Annotated in this window: 20 protein-coding genes; 4 read left to right on the forward strand and 16 right to left on the reverse strand. The window is 64.9% G+C overall.

Annotation, left to right across the window (positions count from 1 at the left end; genetic code table 11):
* Positions 1 to 290: 290 nt before the first annotated feature.
* The 3 genes from ACVIHF_RS27485 to ACVIHF_RS27495 all read left to right on the forward strand — a co-directional run bounded on the left by ACVIHF_RS27485 (position 291) and on the right by ACVIHF_RS27495 (position 2,944).
* Positions 291 to 794: a DUF1993 domain-containing protein gene (locus ACVIHF_RS27485; RefSeq protein WP_253607114.1), complete on the forward strand. Its 504-nt coding sequence runs from the start codon at positions 291 to 293 to the stop codon at positions 792 to 794.
* Between the two features lie 100 nt (positions 795 to 894).
* Positions 895 to 1,755, forward strand: coding sequence for an SDR family NAD(P)-dependent oxidoreductase (locus ACVIHF_RS27490; RefSeq protein ID WP_229189532.1), 861 nt, complete (start codon positions 895 to 897; stop codon positions 1,753 to 1,755).
* An 85-nt stretch (positions 1,756 to 1,840) separates the two neighbouring features.
* The gene (locus tag ACVIHF_RS27495; RefSeq protein ID WP_057016961.1) at positions 1,841 to 2,944 is read left to right on the forward strand and encodes an alkene reductase; all 1,104 of its coding nucleotides are present in this window, start codon (positions 1,841 to 1,843) and stop codon (positions 2,942 to 2,944) included.
* A 197-nt stretch (positions 2,945 to 3,141) separates the two neighbouring features.
* Here the strand turns inward: ACVIHF_RS27495 and ACVIHF_RS27500 are convergent, their stop codons facing one another.
* The 10 genes from ACVIHF_RS27500 to ACVIHF_RS27545 all read right to left on the reverse strand — a co-directional run bounded on the left by ACVIHF_RS27500 (position 3,142) and on the right by ACVIHF_RS27545 (position 12,971).
* Positions 3,142 to 4,884: an ABC transporter substrate-binding protein gene (locus tag ACVIHF_RS27500; protein WP_453965503.1), complete on the reverse strand. Its 1,743-nt coding sequence runs from the start codon at positions 4,882 to 4,884 to the stop codon at positions 3,142 to 3,144.
* Between the two features lie 115 nt (positions 4,885 to 4,999).
* Entirely contained in the window at positions 5,000 to 5,326 is a 327-nt protein-coding gene (locus ACVIHF_RS27505; protein WP_304496918.1) for a DUF2160 domain-containing protein, read from the reverse strand.
* 9 nt (positions 5,327 to 5,335) lie between these two features.
* On the reverse strand, positions 5,336 to 6,142 hold the full coding sequence (locus ACVIHF_RS27510) for a carbohydrate ABC transporter permease (protein ID WP_028333212.1): 807 nt from the start codon (positions 6,140 to 6,142) through the stop codon (positions 5,336 to 5,338).
* Positions 6,142 to 7,044 (reverse strand): carbohydrate ABC transporter permease, encoded by a 903-nt coding sequence (locus ACVIHF_RS27515; protein ID WP_028338609.1) that lies wholly within the window; start codon positions 7,042 to 7,044, stop codon positions 6,142 to 6,144. Before ACVIHF_RS27515 ends, ACVIHF_RS27510 begins: the two co-directional genes overlap by 1 nt.
* Positions 7,044 to 8,129: an ABC transporter ATP-binding protein gene (locus ACVIHF_RS27520; protein ID WP_456792871.1), complete on the reverse strand. Its 1,086-nt coding sequence runs from the start codon at positions 8,127 to 8,129 to the stop codon at positions 7,044 to 7,046. The genes ACVIHF_RS27515 and ACVIHF_RS27520 overlap by 1 nt, the downstream gene beginning before the upstream one ends.
* A gap of 12 nt (positions 8,130 to 8,141) precedes the next feature.
* The gene (locus tag ACVIHF_RS27525) at positions 8,142 to 9,281 is read right to left on the reverse strand and encodes an ABC transporter ATP-binding protein (RefSeq protein ID WP_456792872.1); all 1,140 of its coding nucleotides are present in this window, start codon (positions 9,279 to 9,281) and stop codon (positions 8,142 to 8,144) included.
* Complete coding sequence (glpD, locus tag ACVIHF_RS27530) at positions 9,278 to 10,822, reverse strand: glycerol-3-phosphate dehydrogenase (protein WP_456792873.1); 1,545 nt, start codon at positions 10,820 to 10,822, stop codon at positions 9,278 to 9,280. The genes ACVIHF_RS27525 and glpD overlap by 4 nt, the downstream gene beginning before the upstream one ends.
* Positions 10,823 to 11,022: 200 nt before the next feature.
* Positions 11,023 to 11,292 (reverse strand): hypothetical protein, encoded by a 270-nt coding sequence (locus tag ACVIHF_RS27535; protein ID WP_456792874.1) that lies wholly within the window; start codon positions 11,290 to 11,292, stop codon positions 11,023 to 11,025.
* On the reverse strand, positions 11,289 to 12,086 hold the full coding sequence (locus ACVIHF_RS27540; RefSeq protein ID WP_456792875.1) for a hypothetical protein: 798 nt from the start codon (positions 12,084 to 12,086) through the stop codon (positions 11,289 to 11,291). The genes ACVIHF_RS27535 and ACVIHF_RS27540 overlap by 4 nt, the downstream gene beginning before the upstream one ends.
* A gap of 75 nt (positions 12,087 to 12,161) precedes the next feature.
* The gene (locus ACVIHF_RS27545; protein ID WP_456794131.1) at positions 12,162 to 12,971 is read right to left on the reverse strand and encodes a DeoR/GlpR family DNA-binding transcription regulator; all 810 of its coding nucleotides are present in this window, start codon (positions 12,969 to 12,971) and stop codon (positions 12,162 to 12,164) included.
* 60 nt (positions 12,972 to 13,031) lie between these two features.
* Here ACVIHF_RS27545 and ACVIHF_RS27550 point away from each other — a divergent pair, with 60 nt between their 5' ends.
* Positions 13,032 to 13,163, forward strand: coding sequence for a hypothetical protein (locus tag ACVIHF_RS27550; RefSeq protein WP_256521284.1), 132 nt, complete (start codon positions 13,032 to 13,034; stop codon positions 13,161 to 13,163).
* Here ACVIHF_RS27550 and ACVIHF_RS27555 read toward each other — a convergent pair.
* From ACVIHF_RS27555 to ACVIHF_RS27580, 6 genes are all read right to left on the reverse strand, one after another.
* The gene (locus ACVIHF_RS27555; protein WP_057016955.1) at positions 13,139 to 13,333 is read right to left on the reverse strand and encodes a hypothetical protein; all 195 of its coding nucleotides are present in this window, start codon (positions 13,331 to 13,333) and stop codon (positions 13,139 to 13,141) included. The two genes, ACVIHF_RS27550 and ACVIHF_RS27555, sit on opposite strands and share 25 nt — an antisense overlap.
* A 176-nt stretch (positions 13,334 to 13,509) precedes the next feature.
* Positions 13,510 to 13,941, reverse strand: coding sequence for an acyl-CoA thioesterase (locus ACVIHF_RS27560; RefSeq protein ID WP_212057558.1), 432 nt, complete (start codon positions 13,939 to 13,941; stop codon positions 13,510 to 13,512).
* 26 nt (positions 13,942 to 13,967) lie between these two features.
* Positions 13,968 to 16,064 carry a 3-hydroxyacyl-CoA dehydrogenase NAD-binding domain-containing protein gene (locus ACVIHF_RS27565; RefSeq protein WP_456792876.1) on the reverse strand — a complete coding sequence of 699 codons (2,097 nt, stop codon included), beginning with the start codon at positions 16,062 to 16,064 and terminating at the stop codon, positions 13,968 to 13,970.
* 2 nt (positions 16,065 to 16,066) lie between these two features.
* Positions 16,067 to 17,350 (reverse strand): acetyl-CoA C-acetyltransferase, encoded by a 1,284-nt coding sequence (locus ACVIHF_RS27570; RefSeq protein ID WP_456792877.1) that lies wholly within the window; start codon positions 17,348 to 17,350, stop codon positions 16,067 to 16,069.
* The gene (locus tag ACVIHF_RS27575; RefSeq protein ID WP_456792878.1) at positions 17,350 to 19,617 is read right to left on the reverse strand and encodes an acyl-CoA dehydrogenase; all 2,268 of its coding nucleotides are present in this window, start codon (positions 19,615 to 19,617) and stop codon (positions 17,350 to 17,352) included. The genes ACVIHF_RS27570 and ACVIHF_RS27575 overlap by 1 nt, the downstream gene beginning before the upstream one ends.
* A gap of 210 nt (positions 19,618 to 19,827) precedes the next feature.
* The gene (locus tag ACVIHF_RS27580; protein WP_253607108.1) at positions 19,828 to 21,069 is read right to left on the reverse strand and encodes an SMP-30/gluconolactonase/LRE family protein; all 1,242 of its coding nucleotides are present in this window, start codon (positions 21,067 to 21,069) and stop codon (positions 19,828 to 19,830) included.
* Between the last annotated feature and the right edge of the window lie 13 nt (positions 21,070 to 21,082).

Genomic DNA, 21,082 nt, shown 5'->3' on the forward strand with positions numbered 1-21,082 from the left:
GCGCCTCCCCGGATTGCGCTGCGCTCCATCCGGGCTACGCAGACTCTGGCGATCCGTCATCCTGAGGTGCGAGCGGAGCGAGCCTCGAAGGATGAATCGGCCACACTGGGGCCGTGCATCCTTCGAGACGCGCTTCGCGCTCCTCAGGATGACGGGATCAAGAATGCCGCCCGCGGGAAATATTTGACCAAGTGTTACAGCTCCCCGCAGTTGTATTCTTCCCCTTGCCGCCCCACTTGCAGCATCGCCGTTCGGTAACATCCGGATTTCATCAGAACAGGGAGCATCACATGTCCTTTCATGACGCCGTCGTCCCCGCCTACCTGCAGATCCTCAACAGCCTCACCGGCGAGCTGACCAAGGCCGAGGCGCATTGCGAGGCCAAGAAGATCGCGCCCGAGGTGCTGCTGGGATCGCGGCTCTATCCCGACATGCTGCCGCTGACCAAGCAGGTGCAGCTGGTCTGCGATCACGCCGCACGCGGCTGTGCGCGGTTGACCCATAGCGAGGTGCCGTCGACGCCCGACACCGAGAAGAGCATCGGTGAACTGAAGCAGCGGCTCGCCAAGACCATCGACTATGTGAAGTCGTTCAAGCCGGAGCAGTTCGACGGCGCCGACGCCAGGGACGTCACCTTCCCGATCGGCCCCGATCGCACGATGACCCTGAAGGGTCAGCAATTCCTCAGCGCGTTCTCGTTCCCGAACTTCTATTTCCACGCCGTGACCGCGCACGACATCCTGCGCCACAACGGCGTCGAGATCGGCAAGCGCGATTTCCTCGGCGTCAGCTGACGCGCTTCGGCGATCCATATTCCCCGCGACGGGATTTTCGCTTCACGCCCTCGCCCGTGCTACTGCTCCCTGACAACAACAAGACGTCAGGGAGCACGCCATGTCGACCACAACCCACGCACCGAAAGCCATCGATCCGTCCGCTTCGCTGCATGCCGAAGCGCTCGGACTGGCGAAGAACCACGGCCGCCTCGCCGGGCGGCGCGTCATCGTGGTCGGCGCGGGACAGCGCACAACCGTGGATGAAGCCCCGCCGATCGGCAACGGCCGCGCCATGAGCGTGCTGTTCGCGCGCGAGGGCGCGTCGGTCGCCTGCCTCGACGTCAACAAGGACGCCGCCGACGACACCGTCGCGCAGATCACAGGCGAAGGCGGCAAGGCCTTCACCGACGTGGTCGATGTCGCCGACGTCGCGGCGATCGCGCCCGCGGTCGAACGCTGCGCGCAGCGGCTCGGCGGGCTCGACGGGCTGGCGCTCAATGTCGGCATCTCCTCCGGCCTGTCGCTGCCCAAGATGACGGCCGAAGCCTGGGACCGCGACTATGCCGTCAATGTGCGCAGCCACATGCTGTTCGCGCAGAAGGCGCTGGAGGTGATGGCGCCGGGCGGCGCGATCATCCTGATCTCCTCAATGGCGAGCCAGCGCGCCGGCGGCCGCAACCCGGCCTATGAATCCTCCAAGGCGGCGCAGATCGCGCTGGGGCGGGCGATCGCGCGGGCCGGCGAGGACAAGGGCATTCGCTGCAATGTGATCGCGCCCGGCTTCATGGACACGCCGATGGGGCGCGACGCCAGCCGCAGGCGATCGGACCGCGCCGTGACAGTGCCTTTCGGCCGCCAGGGCACCGGCTGGGAGGTCGCCTATACTGCGCTGTTCCTGATTTCGAATGAATCCTCCTACGTCAACGCGCACACCTTGTTCCTCGATGCCGGCCACATGGGCGGAATTGTGCGCGGCTAGTCTGCGGAGCGCGAATGCCTCGGGCATTGCGCTCGTCGCGGCAATGCACAATTGTCCTTCATCAGTCATTCTCTGGAACATTTACATGAGCCAATCGACCAAACTTCTCGAGCCCTACAAGCTCGGCGCGCTGACGCTGCCGAACCGCCTGGTGATGGCGCCACTGACGCGCAACCGCGCGGTGCCGCCCGGCATGGTGCCGAGCCCGCTCGCGGTGGACTATTACGGCCAGCGCGCCTCCGCCGGCCTTCTGATCACCGAGGCGAGCCAGGTCTCGCAGCAGGGCCAGGGCTATCAGGACACGCCCGGCATCTATTCGAAGGAACAGGTCGAGGGCTGGCGCAGGGTCACCGATCGGGTGCATGAGCGCGGTGGCCGCATCTTCATCCAGCTCTGGCATGTCGGCCGCATCTCGCATGTCGCACTGCAGCCGAACGGCGGCGCGCCGGTGGCGCCGAGCGCCATCAAGGCCAAGACCAAGACCTTCGTGAACGGCACGTTTGCCGACGTGTCCGAGCCGCGCGCGCTCGAATTGTCGGAAATTCCCGGGATCATCGAGGACTTCAAGCGCGGCACGGCGAATGCGCTGGCGGCCGGCTTCGACGGCGTCGAGATCCATGGCGCCAACGGCTATCTGCTCGACCAGTTCGCCCGCGACGGCACCAACAAGCGCACCGACGCTTATGGCGGCGGAATCGAGAACCGCGCCCAGCTGATGCTGGACGTGTCCAAGGCGGTCGCCACCGAGGCCGGCGCCGATCGCACCGGCATCCGGATCTCGCCGGTGACGCCGGCCAACGACATCACCGACTCCAATCCGCAAGCGCTGTTCGACTACATCGTCGACCAGCTCAGTGCGCTGAAGCTGACCTATCTCCACGTCGTCGAGGGCGCAACCGGCGGCCCGCGCGATATCGCGCCGTTCGACTACGCCTCGCTGCGCAAGCGCTTCAAGCAGGCCTATGTCGCCAACAACGGTTACGACTTCGCGCTGGCGGAGAAGGTGCTAGAAGCCGGGGCGGCTGACCTGATCGCGTTCGGCAAGCCGTTCATCTCCAACCCCGATCTGGTCGAGCGGCTCAAGACCGGCGCGCCGCTCAACGAGTGGGACAAGGCGACCTTCTACGGCGGCGGCGCCAAGGGCTACACGGATTATCCGACGCTGAAGGCGACCGAGGCGGCGGAGTAGGGAGCGCTCCTCTCTCCACATCGTCATTCCGGGGCGATGCGAAGCATCGAACCCGGAATTTCGAGATTCCCCGGTGCGCAGTTGCGCACCTGAGGTCTGGTGCTTGCGCACCATCCCGGAATGACCTGGCAATCAGCAAAAAGGCCGGGATCGCTCCCGGCCTTTCGTCGTCTTCGGATGGCGCGGGCTGTTACGCCTTACTTCGCTTCGGCGCGCTTCGGCGGGTTGGCCGGCCACGACTTGATCAGCGTGTCGTAGTCGATCGTCTCGCCCTTCGGCTTCTCGTTCGCGAGCTTGCGCTGCGGAGCGATGGTGCCGTCCTTCTCGGCCTTCTTGTACCAGAACTCGGCGGATTCCTTCTTGTTCAGCTTCGGTCCGCAGGCGCCCTGCACACCGGACTTCTCAAGACGCTCCATCACCGAATCCTGGGCCGCGGCCAGCGCGTCCATCGCCTGCTGCGGCGTCTTGGTACCGGACGACGCATCGCCGATGTTCTGCCACCACAGCTGCGCGAGCTTCGGATAATCGGGCACGTTGTTGCCGGTCGGGGTCCACTGCACGCGCGCGGGCGAGCGGTAGAACTCGATCAGGCCGCCGAGCTTCGGCGCACGCTCGGTGAACGACTTGTCCCAGATATCGGACTCACGGATGAAGGTGAGACCGACATGGCTCTTCTTCAGCGACACCGACTTCGAGATGATGAATTGCAGATAGAGCCAGGCTGCCTTGCGGCGATCCGGCGGGGTCGACTTCAGGAGCGTCACGGAGCCGGCGTCCTGATAGCCGAGCTTCATGCCTTCCTTCCAGTAAGCGCCGTGCGGCGACGGAGCCATACGCCACTTCGGCGTACCGTCCGCGTTCATCACGGCGATGCCCGGCTTCACCATGTCGGCGGTGAAGGCGGTGTACCAGAACATCTGCTGGGCGATGTTGCCTTGCGCCGGCACAGGACCTGCTTCCGAGAAGGTCATGCCCTGGGCCTGGGGCGGGGCATACTTCTTCAGCCAGTCGAGATATTTGGTGATCGAGTAGACCGCGGCCGGGCCGTTGGTGTCGCCACCACGCTCGACCGAGGAGCCGACCGGACGGCAGCCTTCCATGCGGATACCCCACTCGTCGACCGGCAGGCCGTTCGGGATACCCTTGTCGCCGTTGCCGGCCATCGACAGCCAGGCGTCGGTGAACCGCCAGCCGAGCGAGGGATCCTTCTTGCCATAGTCCATATGGCCGTAGACCTTGACGCCGTTGATCTCCTTGATGTCGTTGGTGAAGAACTCGGCGATGTCTTCATAGGCCGACCAGTTCACGGGCACGCCGAGCTCGTAGCCATACTTGGCCTTGAACTTGGCCTTGTACTCGGGGTTGGTGAACCAGTCGTAGCGGAACCAGTAGAGGTTCGCGAACTGCTGGTCGGGCAGCTGATACAGCTTGCCGTCCGGCGCCGTGGTGAACGACTTGCCGATGAAGTCGTCGACGTCGAGCATCGGGTCGGTGACATCCTTGCCCTCACCCTTCATGTAGTCCGACAGGATGATGGTCTGACCGTAACGGAAGTGGGTGCCGATCAGGTCGGAGTCGTTGATCCAGCCGTCATAGACGTTCTTGCCCGACTGCATCTGGGTCTGCAGCTTCTCGACGACGTCACCTTCCTGGATGATGTCGTGCTTGAGCTTGATGCCGGTCAGTTCGGAGAACGCCTTGGCCAGCGTCTGTGATTCATACTCGTGCGTCGTGATCGTTTCCGAGACGACGTTGATCTCCATGCCCTTGAAGGGTTCGGCGGCCTTGGCGAACCACTCAAGCTCCTTCTTCTGGTCTTCCTTCGACAGCGTCGAGGGCTGGAATTCCGCGATCCACTTCTGGATCACGGCATCGTCGGCGGCGCGGGCCGGCGTGGCGACCGCGAGCGAGGCCGCGATCAGCGCGGCGGCGCTGGTCATAGTCAAAAGACTATCCTTTGTCGTTCTCAAATGTCGCATTATGATTCCTCCGGTTGCAGCGACAAACAAAACCCCAGGCCCGGGTAGACCCCGGATCTGCTCTTCTTCGCTTTCGTCAGACGGTGCGAAAGATCGCCACGGCTGAAAGAAGCGAAATCAGCGTTGCGAGCCACAGGCTCGAAATTTCCACGCCCTCGCCGATCGGCAGGGTGAGGATCGGATCGGTGCCGACGAGGCCGATCCACACCAAGTGGATCACCGCCGCCAGTACCAGCGAAATGAACAAACGATCGCCGCGCGTGGTCGGGATACGCAGCACGCCGACCCGCTCGGCCTCGGGATAAACCGCCGCGAGCAAGGTCATCACGCCGAGCGTCGAGGCCAGCAGCACGAAGAAGATCGCGGTCGGCAGCGTCCAGGCCATCCATGCGATGGATTCCATGATCGCCTCCTAGACCCGGCCGAGCGCGAAGCCGCGCGCGATGTAGTTGCGGACGAACCAGATCACCAGCGCGCCCGGAATGATGGTGAGCACGCCGGCGGCGGCGAGCAGGCCCCAGTCCATGCCGGCCGCCGAGACCGTGCGCGTCATGATCGCCGCGATCGGCTTGGCCTGCACCGAGGTCAGCGTGCGCGCCAGCAGCAGCTCGACCCAGGAGAACATGAAGCAGAAGAAGGCGGCGACGCCGATGCCGCTCGCGATCAGCGGCACCAGGATCTTGATGAAGAAGCGCGGGAACGAATAGCCGTCGAGGAAGGCGGTCTCGTCGATCTCGCGCGGCACGCCGGAGACGAAGCCTTCGAGGATCCACACCGCCAGCGGCACGTTGAAGATGCAGTGCGCGAGCGCGACCGCCCACGGCGTATCGAACAGGCCGATCGCCGAATAGAGGTTGAAGAACGGCAGCGCGTAGACCGCCGCCGGCGCCATGCGGTTCGACAGCAGCCAGAAGAACAGATGCTTGTCGCCGAGGAAGCGGTAGCGCGAGAACGCGTAGGCCGCCGGCAACGCCACCGCGATCGAGATGATGGTGTTGAGCACGACGTATTCGAGCGAATTGATGTAGCCCGAATACCAGCTCTCGTCGGTGAAGATGCGCTTGTAGTGCTGCAGCGTCGGCGTGTGCGGCCACAGCGTCATCGTCGAGACGATCTCGGCGTTGGTCTTGAAGCTCATGTTGACGAGCCAGTAGATCGGCAACAGCAGGAAGATCAAAAACAGCGCCATGATCAGGCGGCGGCCGGGGATCGAATGCATCACGCCGCTCCTTCCTTGGCCGGACGCTCGGAGCCGGCATTGACCATCACGGTGTAGAATACCCAGCACACGATCAGGATGATCAGATTGTAGACCAGCGACAGCGCCGCGGCCTTGCCGAGGTCGAACTGGCCGAGCGCAATCTTGACGAGCTCGATCGAGACGAAGGTCGTCGAATTGCCGGGGCCGCCGCCGGTGACCACGAACGGCTCGGTGTAGATCATGAAACTGTCCATGAAGCGCAGCAGCACCGCGATCAGCAGCACGCGATTCATCTTCGGCAGCTGGATCGCCTTGAACACCGCCCAGCGCGAGGCACCGTCGATCTGCGCCGCCTGGTAATAGGCGTCGGGGATCGACTTCAGCCCGGCGTAGCAGAGCAGCGCGACGAGGCTGGTCCAGTGCCAGACGTCCATCACGATGACCGTGACCCAGGCGTCGACCTCATTGGACACGTAATTGTAGTTGAGGCCGAGGTGGTTCAGCACATAGCCGAGCAGGCCGATATCGGGCCGGCCGAAGATCTGCCAGATGGTGCCGACCACGTTCCACGGAATCAGCAGCGGCAAGGCGAGGATGACGAGGCAGGCCGCGACGCTCCAGCCTTCGCGCGGCATCGACAGCGCGACGATGATGCCGAGCGGCACCTCGATCGCGAGGATCACCGCAGAGAAGAACAGGTTGCGGCCGAGCGAGGCCAGGAAGCGCCCGCCGAGATCGGTCGATGGATCGAGCAGCTCCTTGAACCAGCCGACCCCGTTCCAGAAGAACTGGTTGTTGCCGAAGGTGTCCTGCATCGAATAGTTCACGACGGTCATCAGCGGCAGCACCGCCGAGAACGCCACCACCAGGAACACCGGCAGCACCAGGAACCAGGCTTTTTGGTTGATCGTCTTGTCCATCAGGCGACCCCCTCCACCAAATGGCTGTCGGCATAGACGTGGACGTGCGCGGGATTGAAGATCAGCCCGGCGGTGTCGCCGGAGACCGAGAAGCCCGGCGGCACGCGCGCGGCGAATTTGGTATCGCCGACCCGCACGCGGGCGAACTGGATGCGGCCGAGATCGTCGATCCGCTCGATGGTGGCCGACAGCAGCCCTGACGCCGGCGCCACGACATCGACGAATTCCGGCCGCACGCCGATCTCGATCTTCTTGCCCGCAGGTAGCACACCATAGTTTCGATGCAGGCCGATGACATGGCCGTCGACCCGCGCCTCGTGACCACTGACTTCGGCGGGCACGATGTTCATGCCGGGCGAGCCGATGAAGTAGCCGACGAACGTATGCGCCGGCTTGTCGAACAATTCGGCCGGCGTGCCGCTCTGCACCACGCGGCCGTCGTGCATCACGACGACGGTGTCGGCGAAGGTCAGCGCCTCGGTCTGGTCGTGGGTGACGTAGATCATCGTGAGGTCGAGCTCGCGATGCAGCGCCTTCAGCTTGGAGCGCAGCTGCCACTTCAGCTCGGGATCGATCACCGTTAGCGGTTCGTCGAACAGGACGGCCGCGACGTCGGAGCGCACCAGACCGCGGCCGAGCGAGATCTTCTGCTTGGCGTCGGCGGTGAGCCGTGTCGCCTTGCGTTTGAGATAGGGCGTGAGGTCGAGCAGATCGGCGATCTGCCTGACGCGCGCGTCGACCTCGGCCTTCGCGACGCCGCGATTCTTCAGCGGGAAGGCCAGGTTCTGGCCGACCGTCATGGTGTCGTAGATCACCGGGAACTGGAACACCTGCGCGATGTTGCGCTTCTGCGTCGACAGCGGCGTGATGTCACGGCCGTCGAACAGGATCTTTCCGCGCGACGGCGTCACGATGCCGGAGATCAGGTTGAGCAGCGTGGTCTTGCCGCAGCCGGACGGCCCGAGCAGCGCATAGGCGCCGCCCTGCCGCCAGGTCATGGTGACCGGCTTCAGCGCAAAGGATTCCTGCGGCGCGTCGTTGCCGCCGTAGGAGTGCGCGAGATCGACGAGGTCAATGCGGGCCATGAAGCATCTCCCTCACTTGCCGTTGCCGGCTGACGCGTTTGCAGCGCGCGCACTGCGATGCACGTTGCCCGAAAACGAGGTCGCGGGCGATGCGACGAGGCGGTCGGCGGCGTCGAACACGAAGATGTTGTCGGGATCGAGCGCGGCATCGAGCACCTGCCCGGGTTCATATTCGTGCACGCCGTGCAGCACCGCGACCCAGTTCGAGCCGTGGACATGGACGTGCACAAAGCTCTCCGACCCGGTGATCTCGGTCACCGTCACCGCGGCGGAAAATTTGTGGCGGCCGGCCGCGACATTCCCGACCTCGAGCTGGTGCGCGCGGAAGCCGGTCCGGTAGCGGCCGTCGGGCAGATTGGCATAGAGGCCGGCCGCGGGCGCCTGCTCGCCGCCGACATAGATCACCTGCGCGCCCTTCTTCTCGATGCCGATGATGTTGAGCGGCGGATCGGAAAACACCTGGGCAACGCGCAGCGTGTCGGGATGGCGGTAGACCTTCGGCGTCGCGCCGGTTTGCAGCGCCTGGCCTTGCCACATGCACACCGTGTCGCCGCCGAGCAGCAGCGCTTCCGACGGTTCGGTGGTGGCATAGACGAAGATCGCGCCGGAGGCCTCGAAGATGCGCGGCAGCTCGGCGCGCAGCTCCTCGCGCAGCTTGTAGTCGAGATTGGCCAAGGGTTCGTCGAGCAGCACGAGGTCGGCGCCCTTGACCAGCGCCCGCGCGATCGCGGTGCGCTGCTGCTGGCCGCCGGAGAGCTGCAGCGGCGTGCGCTTCAGGAACGGCTCGAGCCGCAACAGGCTGGCCGCTTCCGCCACCCGCCGCTCGATCTCGGCGCGCGGCTTGCCCTGCACGCGCAGCGGCGAGGCGATGTTCTCGTAGACCGTCAGCGAGGGATAGTTGATGAACTGCTGGTAGACCATCGCGACCGAACGCTGCCGCACGTCGGCGCCGGTGACGTCCTTGCCGTCGACCAGCACGCGGCCGGTGGTCGGCTTGTCGAGGCCGGCGAGCAGCCGCATGATCGAGGTCTTGCCCGACAGCGTCGGCCCGAGCAGCACGCTGAGCGTGCCACGCTCCAGCGTCAGCGACACGTCGCGGATGGTCGGAATGCCATCCACGGTTCGCGTGACATTCTGCAGTGTGACGCTCATGCCCGTCCTCCCGCTTCGCGGAGGGGACGTTCACCGGACACGCGGTTGGCGAGCATCCACTCGTCGAGCGCGGCGATTTCACCCGCCGTCATCCGCAAGCCCAGCTTGGATCGTCGCCAGACGACATCGTCCGCAGTCCGAGCCCATTCGTTCGCCATCAGGTACCTGACTTCGCTTTCCGTCAAGGTGGCGCCGAAGGAGCGGCCGAGATCGGCCGTCGATGTTGCATTGCCCAAGACTTTGCTGGCGCGCGTGCCATAGGCATGCGCGAGACGATTGGCGTGCGATTGCGCGAGAAACGGATAGGTGCGGATCAATTCGGCGCTCAGCGCCGCGACCGCGGATACATCCATGTCGCCGCCGGGCAGCGGCGCCTTGCCGGTCCAGCCCTCCTGCGCCTTTGTGCCGCGGAGATAAGGCGACAGCCGCTCCAGCGCCTCTTCGGAGAGGCGGCGATAGGTCGTGATCTTGCCGCCATAGATCGACAGTAGCGGCGCACCGCCGGGCGTATCGAGCTCGAACACGTAATCGCGGGTCGCGGCCTTGGCTTCGCTCGCGCCGTCGTCATAGAGCGGACGCACGCCGGAATAATTCCAGACCACGTCCTCGGGCTTCACCGGCTTGGCGAGATACGCGCTGGCGGACGCGCAGAGATATTCGATCTCCTCCTGCGTCGCCTTCACCTTGGCCGGATCGCCGTCATAGTCGCGATCGGTGGTACCGATCAGTGAGAAGTCGTTCTGATAGGGAATGACGAAGATGATGCGGCCGTCGGCATTCTGGAAGATGTAGGCACGGTCGTGGTCGTGGAGCTTCGGCACCACGATGTGCGAGCCCTGCACGAGCCGCACCTTGGCGCGCGCGTTGACGCCGGCGCCCGAGGCCAGGACCTGTTCGACCCAGGGACCGCCGGCATTGACCAGCACGCGTGACTGGATCGTGTCGCGGGCACCCGTGACGCTGTCCTCGACCGTGACGTGCCAGACGCCGTCGACTTGCCTGATCTCGACCGCGCGGGTACGGGTGCGGATCTCGGCGCCGCGATCGGCGGCATCGCGCGCGGTCAGCGCAACCAGCCGGGCGTCGTCGACGAAGCAGTCGGAATATTCAAAGCCCTTGGTGTAGCGGCCCGGGATCAGCGGCTTGCCGACCACGTCGCGCGTCAGATCGACCGAGCGTGTCGCCGGCAGCAAATGCCGGCCGCCGATATGGTCGTAGAGGAAGAGGCCGAGCCGCAGCAGCCAGGCCGGACGCAGGCCGGCATGGTGCGGCAAAACGAAACGTAGCGGCCGAATGATGTGGGGCGCGATCTGCCAGAGGATTTCGCGTTCGATCAGCGCCTCGCGCACCAAACGAAACTCGTAATATTCGAGATAGCGCAGACCGCCATGCACGAGCTTGGTCGACCAGGACGACGTCCCGCTAGCCAAGTCATTCATTTCACAGAGGAAAACAGAGTTACCCCGGCCCGCCGCATCGCGTGCGATGCCGCAGCCATTAACGCCGCCTCCAATGATGGCGAGGTCGTAAATCTGGTCCAAAGAACGCTTCCCCCGGCAACCGCCTTCGCTTTGACGGTTTTACTTTCGCATTGGAGTAAATCACAACCAAAAACGAAAGCAAAGTGAAAATGGGGAACTCGGGCTGGGGATTCTTTGGGCGGAGTGCCCGTGGTCAGGGCTTTTGGAGGGACGGGACGAGCGACGCTTGGCGTGACGCCAGGCAAGGCGGTGGCGGACGGTCAGGGACGCTGTGGCGATCGTCCGACGCGCAATTCCGGCAGAGCCTTTTCGGGATCGTAGGTACGGTGAACTTCACCGCCTACCCGCTTGGCGCAAGCTCGGCTGTCGCGCACAAAGTAGACGGCGAGCAAGAGCACACCGGTCGACGCGACGAATGTGTGACCGCTGGCGAACAGGACGTAGAAGACCAACGATGCGACGAAAAGGATCGCATACCATTTGAGCGCGAAGCGGAGATAGATTCGCCCGATCGAGCGAGCCCTGTTCATCGGATCGCCCGATTGCCTGGCAGCGACGCCGACAGCACGAGAAAGAAAAGCGGAAAGAACACGAAGATCGCGACATAGGCCCCGAGGTGTCCGCCGCCGAGCGCGACTTGCAGGGCGCTATATCCCGATGATTTTCGGTGCGCCAGGAGTGCCCAGAATGCAAAGCAGAACAGCGGCATCGTGAGATACTTCCACTGCTCTCGCCAGTCGCGCAGGATGGTCGCGAGATCGCCAAGCAATGCGATCAGGAACAGGGAAAACGTGACGGCGTAGAGCGCGACCAGCGGCAGGAAGAGGTGCTCGAACCTCACCCCCGCGATTGCTTCAGCCGACATCGGGATGCCATCCGCAAACAGGCTCCCGAACGGCGGGATTGCGAACAGCCGCATGTCAAAGCCCATCGCCTGGCCAAGCCAGAACAGGACGATCGCCACCAGGCCGATTACCGACTGCGCGAGGAAGCCCCCGCTCGCGATGCGCTGACACGGCGATCCCGAAAGGAAGATCCGCGACAGTCCGTAAAGCAGTTTCCTGCCACGGCCGTTCTGCTGTTCCAGTTCCGAAAGCCAGGCCTGGCGGCTCTCGCTGCCGAGGCGAAAGATGTCGGCACGGACGCTCTTCGATGGCGGCTGGGTCTCACCATCGAACGCACGCATGACCACAAGCGCAGAAACAGCGCCGGCCAGCGCCGTCGCGCACGCGGATGCGACGTTAAAGCCAAGGACAAACGAGACGACGCCGAACATCGCCGCCATGCCCAATGCCGTGACGATCTTGAATTGCGTGCTGACCAATGAACCGCTCCACCTCAGGCAGGCTACAACAGCGGCCGAAAGGCATCCGAAACAGGTTCGCTAAAACTTGAGAGATCAAGCGCCTTGCGCGCTGCGCAGCGCCGCGGGTGCCGCGTCGGCGGCGTTGTCGTCGAGATCGACTTGCGGCTTGTCCATCGCGACGACCACCTCGATACCGCGGCTGTGGCAGATATTGGCGAGGCCCGCAGGAAGCGGTGAATCGGTCACGAAGGTCTGGATCTGGCTCATATGGGCGATCCGCACCGGCGCACTGCGGCGCAGCTTGGTCGAGTCCGAGACCAGCATCACGTTGCGCGCATTGGCGATGATCGCCTGCGCGACCTGCACCTCGCGATAGTCGAAGTCGAGCAGCGCGCCCTCCTCGTCGATGGCGGATGCGCCGATGATGGCGTAGTCGACCTTGAACTGGCCGATCAGCTGGGTCGCGGTGGAGCCGACCACGGCGCCGTCGGCGCGGCGCACCGTGCCGCCGGCCACCACCACCTCGATGCGCGGATGGCGGTAGAGCAGCATCGCGACGTTGAGGTTGTTGGTGATGACCAGCAGGTCCTCATGCGAGGTCAGCGCGCTCGCGACCTCTTCCGTGGTGGTGCCGATATTGATGAACAGCGAGCAGCCGTTCGGAATCCGTGCCGCCGCGGCAGCGCCGATCGCCTTCTTTTCCTCGGCGGCGACGAAGCGGCGCGCCTCGTAAGCGAGGTTCTCGACGCCCGAGGCGATGATCGCGCCGCCATGGATGCGGGTCAGCGAGCGCTGGTCGCAGAGATCGTTGAGGTCCTTGCGGATGGTCTGCGCCGACACCTCGAACCGCTTGGCGAGGTCTTCGACCATGACCCGGCCGAACGCGCGCGCGATGTTGAGGATTTCAGTCTGGCGATTGGGAGAGTCCGGCCACGGCGGCCCCCTTGAAACGGCGAGTCGCCCATGGTGCGACCGTTCGGCACGGAGGTCAACGTGCAGTGCCGGGTCAGGGAAGGCCTGGGCGAAGGTGGACGCTTCGCCCGGGCCATGCGCAATGACGCGAAGGCGTTCTACGATGCCATCTGCATGGATTGACCGGCGAGCAGCCGGCGCGCCGCGCGCTCGGCCTCGCGCGCATTGCGGAAGATCTGGCCTTCAAGGCGGTCAAAAAGGTGCGATGCAGCAAAGAACTGATAACCACGCGTATCGCGCACCACGATACCCGCCGTCTGCGAACTCACTTCGATCACGTAACTGTCGGACATTGTCAGCCTCGGTTTGACTTCGGCCCGACAACGGAGTCGCTGGCTGTTTGTTCCTCGATTATTTTGCGCGGCGAAGCGCCAAAAACTCCGGGTTTTTGCAATCAAACCACGCTCCGGACTCAGTTTCGACGCGTTTCCTTTCCCACCGAATCAGCGGCACTGGCGCGCGGAGGATGTCAGGTTTCGATCGTCGCGCCGTCGCGCTGAATCGGTTGCGGATGGCCCTGCTCGTCGATCGAGACATAGGTGAAATTGCCGTCGGTCACGAGGATCGACTGCTGCTCGCGGCGGCGCAGCACCCAGGCCTCGAGATGCACCGTGATCGAGGTGCGGCCGATGCGCACCAGATTGGCGTGGACGGAGACGAGATCGCCGACATTGACCGCCTTGCGGAAGTTCATCGCGTCGATCGCGACCGTCACGGTGCGCGACTTCGCCACCTTGGAGGCGAACACGCCGCCACCGAGATCCATCTGGCTGAGCAGCCAGCCGCCGAAGATGTCGCCATTGGCATTGGTGTCGGCCGGCATCGCCAGCGTGCGGATGCAGAGATCGCCTTTCGGCTCGGCGTCAGCGCTCAGCGGCGCGTGAGCATGGGCGTCGGTCACTTGCGAGCCGGTCACTTGCGAAGCGCTCACTTGAATGCCTCCCAGCCGGGATCCGGCGCAAATCGTCCGCCGAACTTGCGCATCAAGGCCTGCATGGCCGACACCACATCGTCGACGCCTCGGCTGCGCGCATAGTTGAGCGGGCCGCCGCGGAACGGGGCATAGCCGGTGCCGAAGATCATCGCGCCGTCGACCATATCGGGATTGTCGACGATGCCTTCGCGCAAGGCGGCGACGCAGACATTCGAGATCGGCAGCACCAAGCGGTCGATCATCTCATCGGTGACCCGGGGACCGGTCTCCGGCAGCGGCGCCTTTTCCGCCTTGCCGTCCTTCCAGGTGTAGAAGCCCTTGCCGGTCTTGCGGCCGAGCTCGCCTTTGGCGACTTTTTCACGCAACCATGCAGGCGTCGGCGGCAGCGTGTCGCCGAACTTCGAGCGCAGCATGTCGCCGACATCGAGGCAGATATCGAGGCCGACCTGGTCGGCGAGTTCGATCGGCCCCATCGGCATGCCGAACTCGACGGCGGCCGCGTCGATCAGGCGCTGGTCGGTCTTCTCGTCCAGCATCATCATCGCTTCCAGCATGTAGGGCGTCAGCGCGCGGTTGACGAGGAAGCCCGGCGAGCTCTTCACCGGCAGCGGCAGGCGGTCGATGGCGCCGACGAACGCGAGCGCCTCCTTGAGCATCGCCGCATCGGTGCCGTCATGGCTGACGACCTCGACGAGTTGCAGCCGCGACACCGGATTGAAGAAGTGCAGGCCGAGCAGCCGCTCCGGCCGTGCCAGCGTGGTGCGCAGATCCTGCAGCGGGATGCTCGACGTATTGGTGGCGAGGATCGCGCCGGGCTTCATCTTCGGCTCGAGAGAGGCATAGACCTTCTGCTTCAGCTCGAGCTTTTCCGGCACCGCCTCGATGATCAGATCGGCATTGCGGACGCCCTCGCCGTCCATGTCGGGGATCAGCCGGTCGAGCGCGTCGCGCTGGTCGATCCGCTTGCGCATGATCTTGCCGAACAACTCTGACGCTCGTTTCATGGCGCCCGCGATCGGCTCGGCCTTCATGTCGGCCAAGGTCACGAGCATGTCCTGGTTGGCGCACCAGGTCGCGATATCGCCGCCCATCGCGCCGGCGCCGATAACATGGACGTGCGCAACCTTGTTGCCGCTGCCGGCGAGCTTCTTCATCTGCTCTCGCAGGAAGAACACACGGATCAGGTTCTGCGCGGTCGGCGTCACCATCAGATTGGCGAACGAGGCCTTCTCCGCATTCAGCATCGCCGCGCGGTTGCCGGCGTGCTTCTCCCACAGATCGATCAGCGCATAGGGCGCCGGGTAATGCTTGCGCGGCGCGGCCTTCTCGGCCTCGCTGCGCATCCGCGAGGCGAGGAAGCCCCTGACCGGACCAAGATTGAGAATCGAGTTGAGCGCGCCCGGCCTGGCGCGCTTCAGCCGGCCGAACACCGCATCCTTCACCGCGTTGCGGACATGGCGCTCCTGGGTCACGGCGTCGACCAGGCCGAGCGCCTTGGCGCGGCGCGCGTCGATGGTCTTGCCTGTCAGCATCAAGGTCATCGCCTGCATCGGGTTGACCAGCTCGGTGAAGCGCACGGTGCCGCCGAGACCGGGATGCAGGCCGAGCATCACCTCGGGGAAGCCGAACCGCGCGTCGTCGATCGCGATCCGCATCTGGCAGGCCAGCGCGACCTCGAGGCCGCCGCCAAGGCAGAAGCCATGGATGACGGCGACCGACGGCACGCGCAGCGCCTCGAGCCGGTCGATCACCGCATGGGCGCTGCCGATCGCGGTCTCCACCGCGCTGGAATCGCTGGCGCCGCGAAAGTCATTGACATCGGCGCCGGCGATGAAGCCGCTTGGCTTGGCCGAGCGCACCACGAGGCCGGTCGGCCGCTGGTTCTCCAGCGCCGCGACGACAGCATCGAGCTCCTCGAGTAGATCGGCGGACAGCGTGTTGGCGCTGGCGCCGGCGCGGTCGAACAGCAGCCAGGCGATGCCGTCCTCATCGCGCGTCAGCTTGAAATTCCTGTAGGGACCGTCAGCGGCAGGCTTCGGTCCGAGTTCGAGCACGCGATCGGCGAGAAGGTCCATGATCCGTGAATCCATGATCACACCGTCTCTATCAACATCGCGCCGCCCTGCCCGCCACCGATGCATTCGGTGGCGACGCCGCGCCTGGTGCCGAGCCGCTTCATCGCATTGACCAGATGTAGCACGATGCGGTTGCCGCTGGTGCCGACGGGATGGCCAAGGCTGATCGCGCCACCGTCGACGTTCAACTTCGCGCGGTCGATCTCGCCGGCCGCGCCATCGAGCCCGAGAATCTCGCGGCAGAATGTCTCGTCGTTCCACGCCGCGAGGCAGCCGAGCACCTGGGTGGCGAAGGCCTCGTTGAGCTCCCAGGTCTCGACATCCTGCAAGGTGAGGTCGTTGCGCTTGAGCAGCGCGCTCGCCGACAGCACCGGACCGAGGCCCATGATCGAGGGATCGAGCGCCGACCATTGGCTGTCGAGGATGACGGCCTTCGGCGTCAGCCCGTGCTTGGCCACCGCCTTCTCGGACGCCAGGATCACCCAGGAGGCGCCGTCGGTGATCTGCGAGGAATTGCCGGCGGTGACCTGGCCCCACGGACGCTCGAACACCGGCTTCAGCTTCGCCAGGGTCTCGGCGGTCGAGTCCGGTCGGACGCCGTCGTCATGGTCGAAGAACTTGCCGTCGCGGGAGAACGCGGTCTCGACCTCGCCCTTGAGAAAGCCCTGCTTCTGCGCGTTGGCCAGCCGCTGATGGCTCTCGGCAGCATATGCATCGGACTGGGCGCGCGTAATGCCGAAGAGATGGCCGACCTTCTCGGCGGTCTGCCCCATGTTGAGCTCGGTGATCGGGTCGGTCAGTCCACGCTCGAGGCCGATGATCGGCTTGAAGTAGCTCGGCTTCACCTTCAGCGCCGCGGCGATCTTGGCGCCGAGCCCCTTGGCGCCGGCGAAGCCGGCAAACCAGCGCACGCCGGAATTGGGCCAGACCAGCGGCGCGTGGCTCAAGGCTTCGGCACCGCCGGCGAGGATCAGGTCGGAGATGCCCTCGCGGATGTAGCGGTAGCCGGTGTCGATCGACTGCATGCCGGAGCCGCAATTGATCTGCACCGTGAAGGCGACCATCTGCTCGCCCATGCCGAGCCTAAGCGCCGCAACGCGTGCCGGGTTCATCTCATCGGCGATCACGTTGACGCAGCCGAGGATCACCTGGTCGAAGGCGGTGGGCGCGAAAGGCTGCCGCGCCAGCAGCGGCCGGCCGCATTGCACGGCAAGATCGACCGGGGTGAACGGGCCGGGACCGGAGCGCGCCTTCAGGAACGGCGTCCGGCTGCCGTCGACAATAAAGACTGGTCGCGCCATCAGCTCGCCGCCCTCTGCTCACCAAGCTCCTGGAAGAACTGATGCACGTCGGCGGATTTCTTGTAAATCGGGGACAGCGCCTCCGGCGCAAAATCATCGACTTCGATGACTTTGGCGACGGCCTCGTGGGCAGCGGCAAGCTTCTCGCCGTCGGCCTCGGTGATGACGCCTTTCTTGACCGCCTCCTTCCAGTCATGCAGGCGCGCCGCGCGCAACTGCTTGGCGGCGTCCTCGGCCTCGGTGACGAGGCGGAAGGCCTTCTCCAGCCGCGCGATGCCGCCGTCATCCTCGACAAAGGCGAGGTCCGGCGTCAGCCGATCGCGCGCCGCCGACGGCGACAGCACGAGCTGCGCGCATTGCTGCACGACGCGATCGGACGGGCCGGTGACGCGCGCGCCGAACGGCTGGATCAGGAATTTCAGCAGCCACGCCACCGGGCGGTTCGGCAGATTGGCGAAGATTTCCGCAAAGCGGTTCTCGATGGTCTTGAAGCCGGATGCCATGCACCATTCGAGCGCGGGAAGATCCTCCTTCTGCCGGCCCTCGTCCTGCCAGCGCTTGAGCGCGGCGGAGAGCAAATACAGTTCGGACAGGATGTCGCCGAAGCGCGCGGAGAGCATCTCCTTGCGCTTCAGCGCGCCACCGAGGGTGAGCAGCGCCATGTCGGCGCACAGCGCGAACGCCGACGAGTAGCGCGACAGCTGGCGATAGAACTCGGTCGCATCGCCGGCATCCGGCGCCGGTGCGAACATCCCAAAACTCCAGCTGCGGCCCCAGGCGCGGAACATGGTCGCGAAGCTGTGGCCGATATGTTTCCAGAACGCGGTGTCGAACGCGGTCAGACCCTTGTCGCGGTCGGTCTCGCCGAGCGCGTTCATCTCCAGCAACAGATAGGGATGCGCGCGGATCGCGCCCTGCCCGAACACGATCAGATTGCGGGTCAGGATGTTGGCGCCCTCGACCGTGATGCCGACCGGCACCGAGCGGTAGAGCCCGCCGAGATAATTCTGCGGCCCGTCGATCACGGCCTTGCCGCCATGGATGTCCATGGCGTCGTCGATCGCGATCCGCATCCTCTCGGTGGCGTGCAGCTTCATGATCCCGGAGATGACGGCGGGATGATGCCCCTCGTTCAGTGCGGCGCAGGTCAGCCGTCGCGCGGCGTCGAGCAGATAGGCCGTGCCGGCGATGCGGGCGAGCGGCTCCTCGATGCCTTCGAATTTCGAGATCGAGATGCCGAACTGCTCGCGGACGCGGGCATAGGCGCCGGTGGTACGCGCGGCATAGGCAGCGCCGGCCGCCGACAGCGACGGCAGCGAGATGCCGCGGCCGGCGGCAAGCGCCGTCATCAGCATCTTCCAGCCCTGACCGAGCCGTGCCTCGCCGCCGATGATGTAGTCGAGCGGGATGAAGACGTCCTTGCCCCAGTTCGGGCCGTTCTGGAACACCTGCATCGCCGGCAGGTGGCGGTGGCCGATCGACACGCCCGGCAGATGGGTCGGGATCAGCGCGACGGTGATGCCGAGCTCTTCCTCGCTGCCGACGAGGTGATCGGGATCATAGGCCTTGAAGGCAAGGCCGAGCAGCGTCGCGACCGGGCCGAGCGTGATGTAGCGCTTGTGCCAGTTGAGCCTCAAGCCGAGCACCTCACGGCCTTCGAAATTGCCCTTGCAGATGATGCCGGTGTCGATCATCGAGGCGGCGTCGGAGCCTGCCTCCGGGCTGGTCAGGCCGAAACATGGAATGTCCTGTCCGGAGGCGAGGCGCGGCAGCCATTTGTCCTGCTGCTCCTTGGTGCCGAAGCGCATCAAGAGTTCGCCCGGCCCGAGCGAGTTCGGCACCATCACGGTGACGGCCGCGGTCAGCGAGCGCGACGAGATCTTGCGCACCACTTCGGAATGCGCGTAGGGCGAGAAGCCGAGGCCGCCGTATTCCTTCGGGATGATCATGCCGAAGAATTTCTTGGCTTTGATGAAGGCCCAGACTTCGGGCGGTAGGTCGCGCCATTCCCAGTTGATCTTCCATTCGTCGAGCATCCTGCAGAGCTCGTCGACCGGACCGTGCAGGAAGGCTTGCTCTTCCTCGGTCAATCTGGCCGGCGCGAACGCCAGCAATTTCGACCAGTCGGGATTGCCGGTGAAAAGATCGGCGTCCCACCAGACGTCGCCGGCTTCCAGCGCCTCGCGCTCGGTGTCCGACATCGTCGGCAGCACGCCACGCGCCCAGGAGAAGATCGGTTTTGTCATATAGTCGCGGCGGAAGCTCATGGCGGATCCCTCATGAAACGGCGGCGCGGATGGGTGATCTTATCGGAAAGTGCCGTTCACCGGTGAACACTTCGCTTCGCAGATAAAGCGAAATTGACGCGGCCCAGGCGCCATTTTGTTAACGGCACGCCACGCGTTCAGTTCCGAAAGCTGAGCTGCGACAATCAGGTAGCCGGGGATGGCGCAGACGCCATCCCCATGCAGGACGAGCTAGGCGGGTCCCGCTCCCTGGGTTGCGGTATAGACCGCGTAGAGCGACTGGCTTGCGGCCATGAACAGGCGGTTGCGCTTGGGACCACCGAAGGTGATGTTGCCGCAGACCTCGGGCAGCCGGATACGGCCGAGCAGCTTGCCTTCCGGCGACCACACCGTCACGCCGCTGTAACCGACCGCGCGGCCGGCATTGCTCGAGCACCAGACATTGCCGTTGACGTCGCAGCGGATACCGTCCGGTCCGCACTTCACGCCGTCGATCGTAAAATCGCTGAACCGCTTGCCGTTGGAAAGCTTGTTGTCGGCGCCGACATCGAACACGAAAACGTCACCCTTGCCGCCGGGTCCGCTATCGCCCGGTCCCTTGCCGGTCGAGACCACGTAGAGCTTCTTGTAGTCGGGCGAGAAGCAGAGGCCGTTCGGATCCGGCACCTGGTCCTCGCTGACCACGAGATCGACGCGGCCCGAGGGATCGATGCGGTAGCAATTGGTCGGCAGTTCGCGCTTGGCCGGGACGAAGCCCGCCGGCTGGCCGATCCGGGGATTGAGCTTGCCGGCCGGATTGCTCGGGCCGCCCGCGGCATCAGGCTCGCCCTCATAGAGCTGGCCGCCATAGGGCGGATCGGTGAACCAGTAGCTGCCGTCCGGATGCGCGACGACGTCGTTCGGCGAGTTCAGCCGCTTGCCCTGATAGTTGTCGGCGAGCACGGTCGCGGTGCCGTCATTCTCGTAGCGCGTCACGCGGCGGGTGAGATGCTCGCAGGACAGCTGGCGGCCCTGGAAGTCGAACGAATTGCCGTTCGAGTAGTTCGACGGCATGCGGAAGACGCTGACATGGCCGTCATCTTCCGACCAGCGCATCTGCCGGTTGTTAGGGATGTCGCTCCACAGCAGATAGCGGCCCTGCGAACTCCAGGCCGGGCCTTCCGCCCACAACAGGCCGGTATAGAGGCGCTTGATCGAGGTGTTGGGCTGGGCAAGGTCGTTGAAGGACGGATCGACCGCGATGATGTCGGGGTCCCAGAAATAGGTGGTCGGCGCACCGCGCGGACTGAAGTCGCGCGGCGGGCTGGTGATCGTCGTCGGCGGCCCGACCGGCGCGGGCGCGTTCTGGGCCAGCGCGTTGCCGATGCTAGCTACGGCAGCGGCGGAAACCGCAAGTCCCTGAACCAGCGTGCGCCGTGAAACATTCGGATCGCGTTGTTCTTCGTTCGGATCGCTCCGCTCGTGGCGTGTCATCGCATCCTCCCAC

The organism is Bradyrhizobium sp. USDA 4506, from assembly GCF_054058795.1.

Coding starts and splice junctions, on each gene's coding strand:
- ACVIHF_RS27525 (WP_456792872.1), bottom strand. CDS start 9,281: ATGAGCGTCACACTGCAGAATGTCACGCGAACCGTGGATGGCATTCCG.
- ACVIHF_RS27485 (WP_253607114.1), top strand. CDS start 291: ATGTCCTTTCATGACGCCGTCGTCCCCGCCTACCTGCAGATCCTCAAC.
- ACVIHF_RS27520 (WP_456792871.1), bottom strand. CDS start 8,129: ATGGCCCGCATTGACCTCGTCGATCTCGCGCACTCCTACGGCGGCAAC.
- ACVIHF_RS27495 (WP_057016961.1), top strand. CDS start 1,841: ATGAGCCAATCGACCAAACTTCTCGAGCCCTACAAGCTCGGCGCGCTG.
- ACVIHF_RS27580 (WP_253607108.1), bottom strand. CDS start 21,069: ATGACACGCCACGAGCGGAGCGATCCGAACGAAGAACAACGCGATCCG.
- ACVIHF_RS27575 (WP_456792878.1), bottom strand. CDS start 19,617: ATGAGCTTCCGCCGCGACTATATGACAAAACCGATCTTCTCCTGGGCG.
- ACVIHF_RS27550 (WP_256521284.1), top strand. CDS start 13,032: ATGGTGCGACCGTTCGGCACGGAGGTCAACGTGCAGTGCCGGGTCAGG.
- ACVIHF_RS27515 (WP_028338609.1), bottom strand. CDS start 7,044: ATGGACAAGACGATCAACCAAAAAGCCTGGTTCCTGGTGCTGCCGGTG.
- ACVIHF_RS27510 (WP_028333212.1), bottom strand. CDS start 6,142: ATGCATTCGATCCCCGGCCGCCGCCTGATCATGGCGCTGTTTTTGATC.
- ACVIHF_RS27565 (WP_456792876.1), bottom strand. CDS start 16,064: ATGGATTCACGGATCATGGACCTTCTCGCCGATCGCGTGCTCGAACTC.
- ACVIHF_RS27535 (WP_456792874.1), bottom strand. CDS start 11,292: ATGAACAGGGCTCGCTCGATCGGGCGAATCTATCTCCGCTTCGCGCTC.
- ACVIHF_RS27570 (WP_456792877.1), bottom strand. CDS start 17,350: ATGGCGCGACCAGTCTTTATTGTCGACGGCAGCCGGACGCCGTTCCTG.
- ACVIHF_RS27500 (WP_453965503.1), bottom strand. CDS start 4,884: ATGACCAGCGCCGCCGCGCTGATCGCGGCCTCGCTCGCGGTCGCCACG.
- ACVIHF_RS27505 (WP_304496918.1), bottom strand. CDS start 5,326: ATGGAATCCATCGCATGGATGGCCTGGACGCTGCCGACCGCGATCTTC.
- ACVIHF_RS27555 (WP_057016955.1), bottom strand. CDS start 13,333: ATGTCCGACAGTTACGTGATCGAAGTGAGTTCGCAGACGGCGGGTATC.
- ACVIHF_RS27490 (WP_229189532.1), top strand. CDS start 895: ATGTCGACCACAACCCACGCACCGAAAGCCATCGATCCGTCCGCTTCG.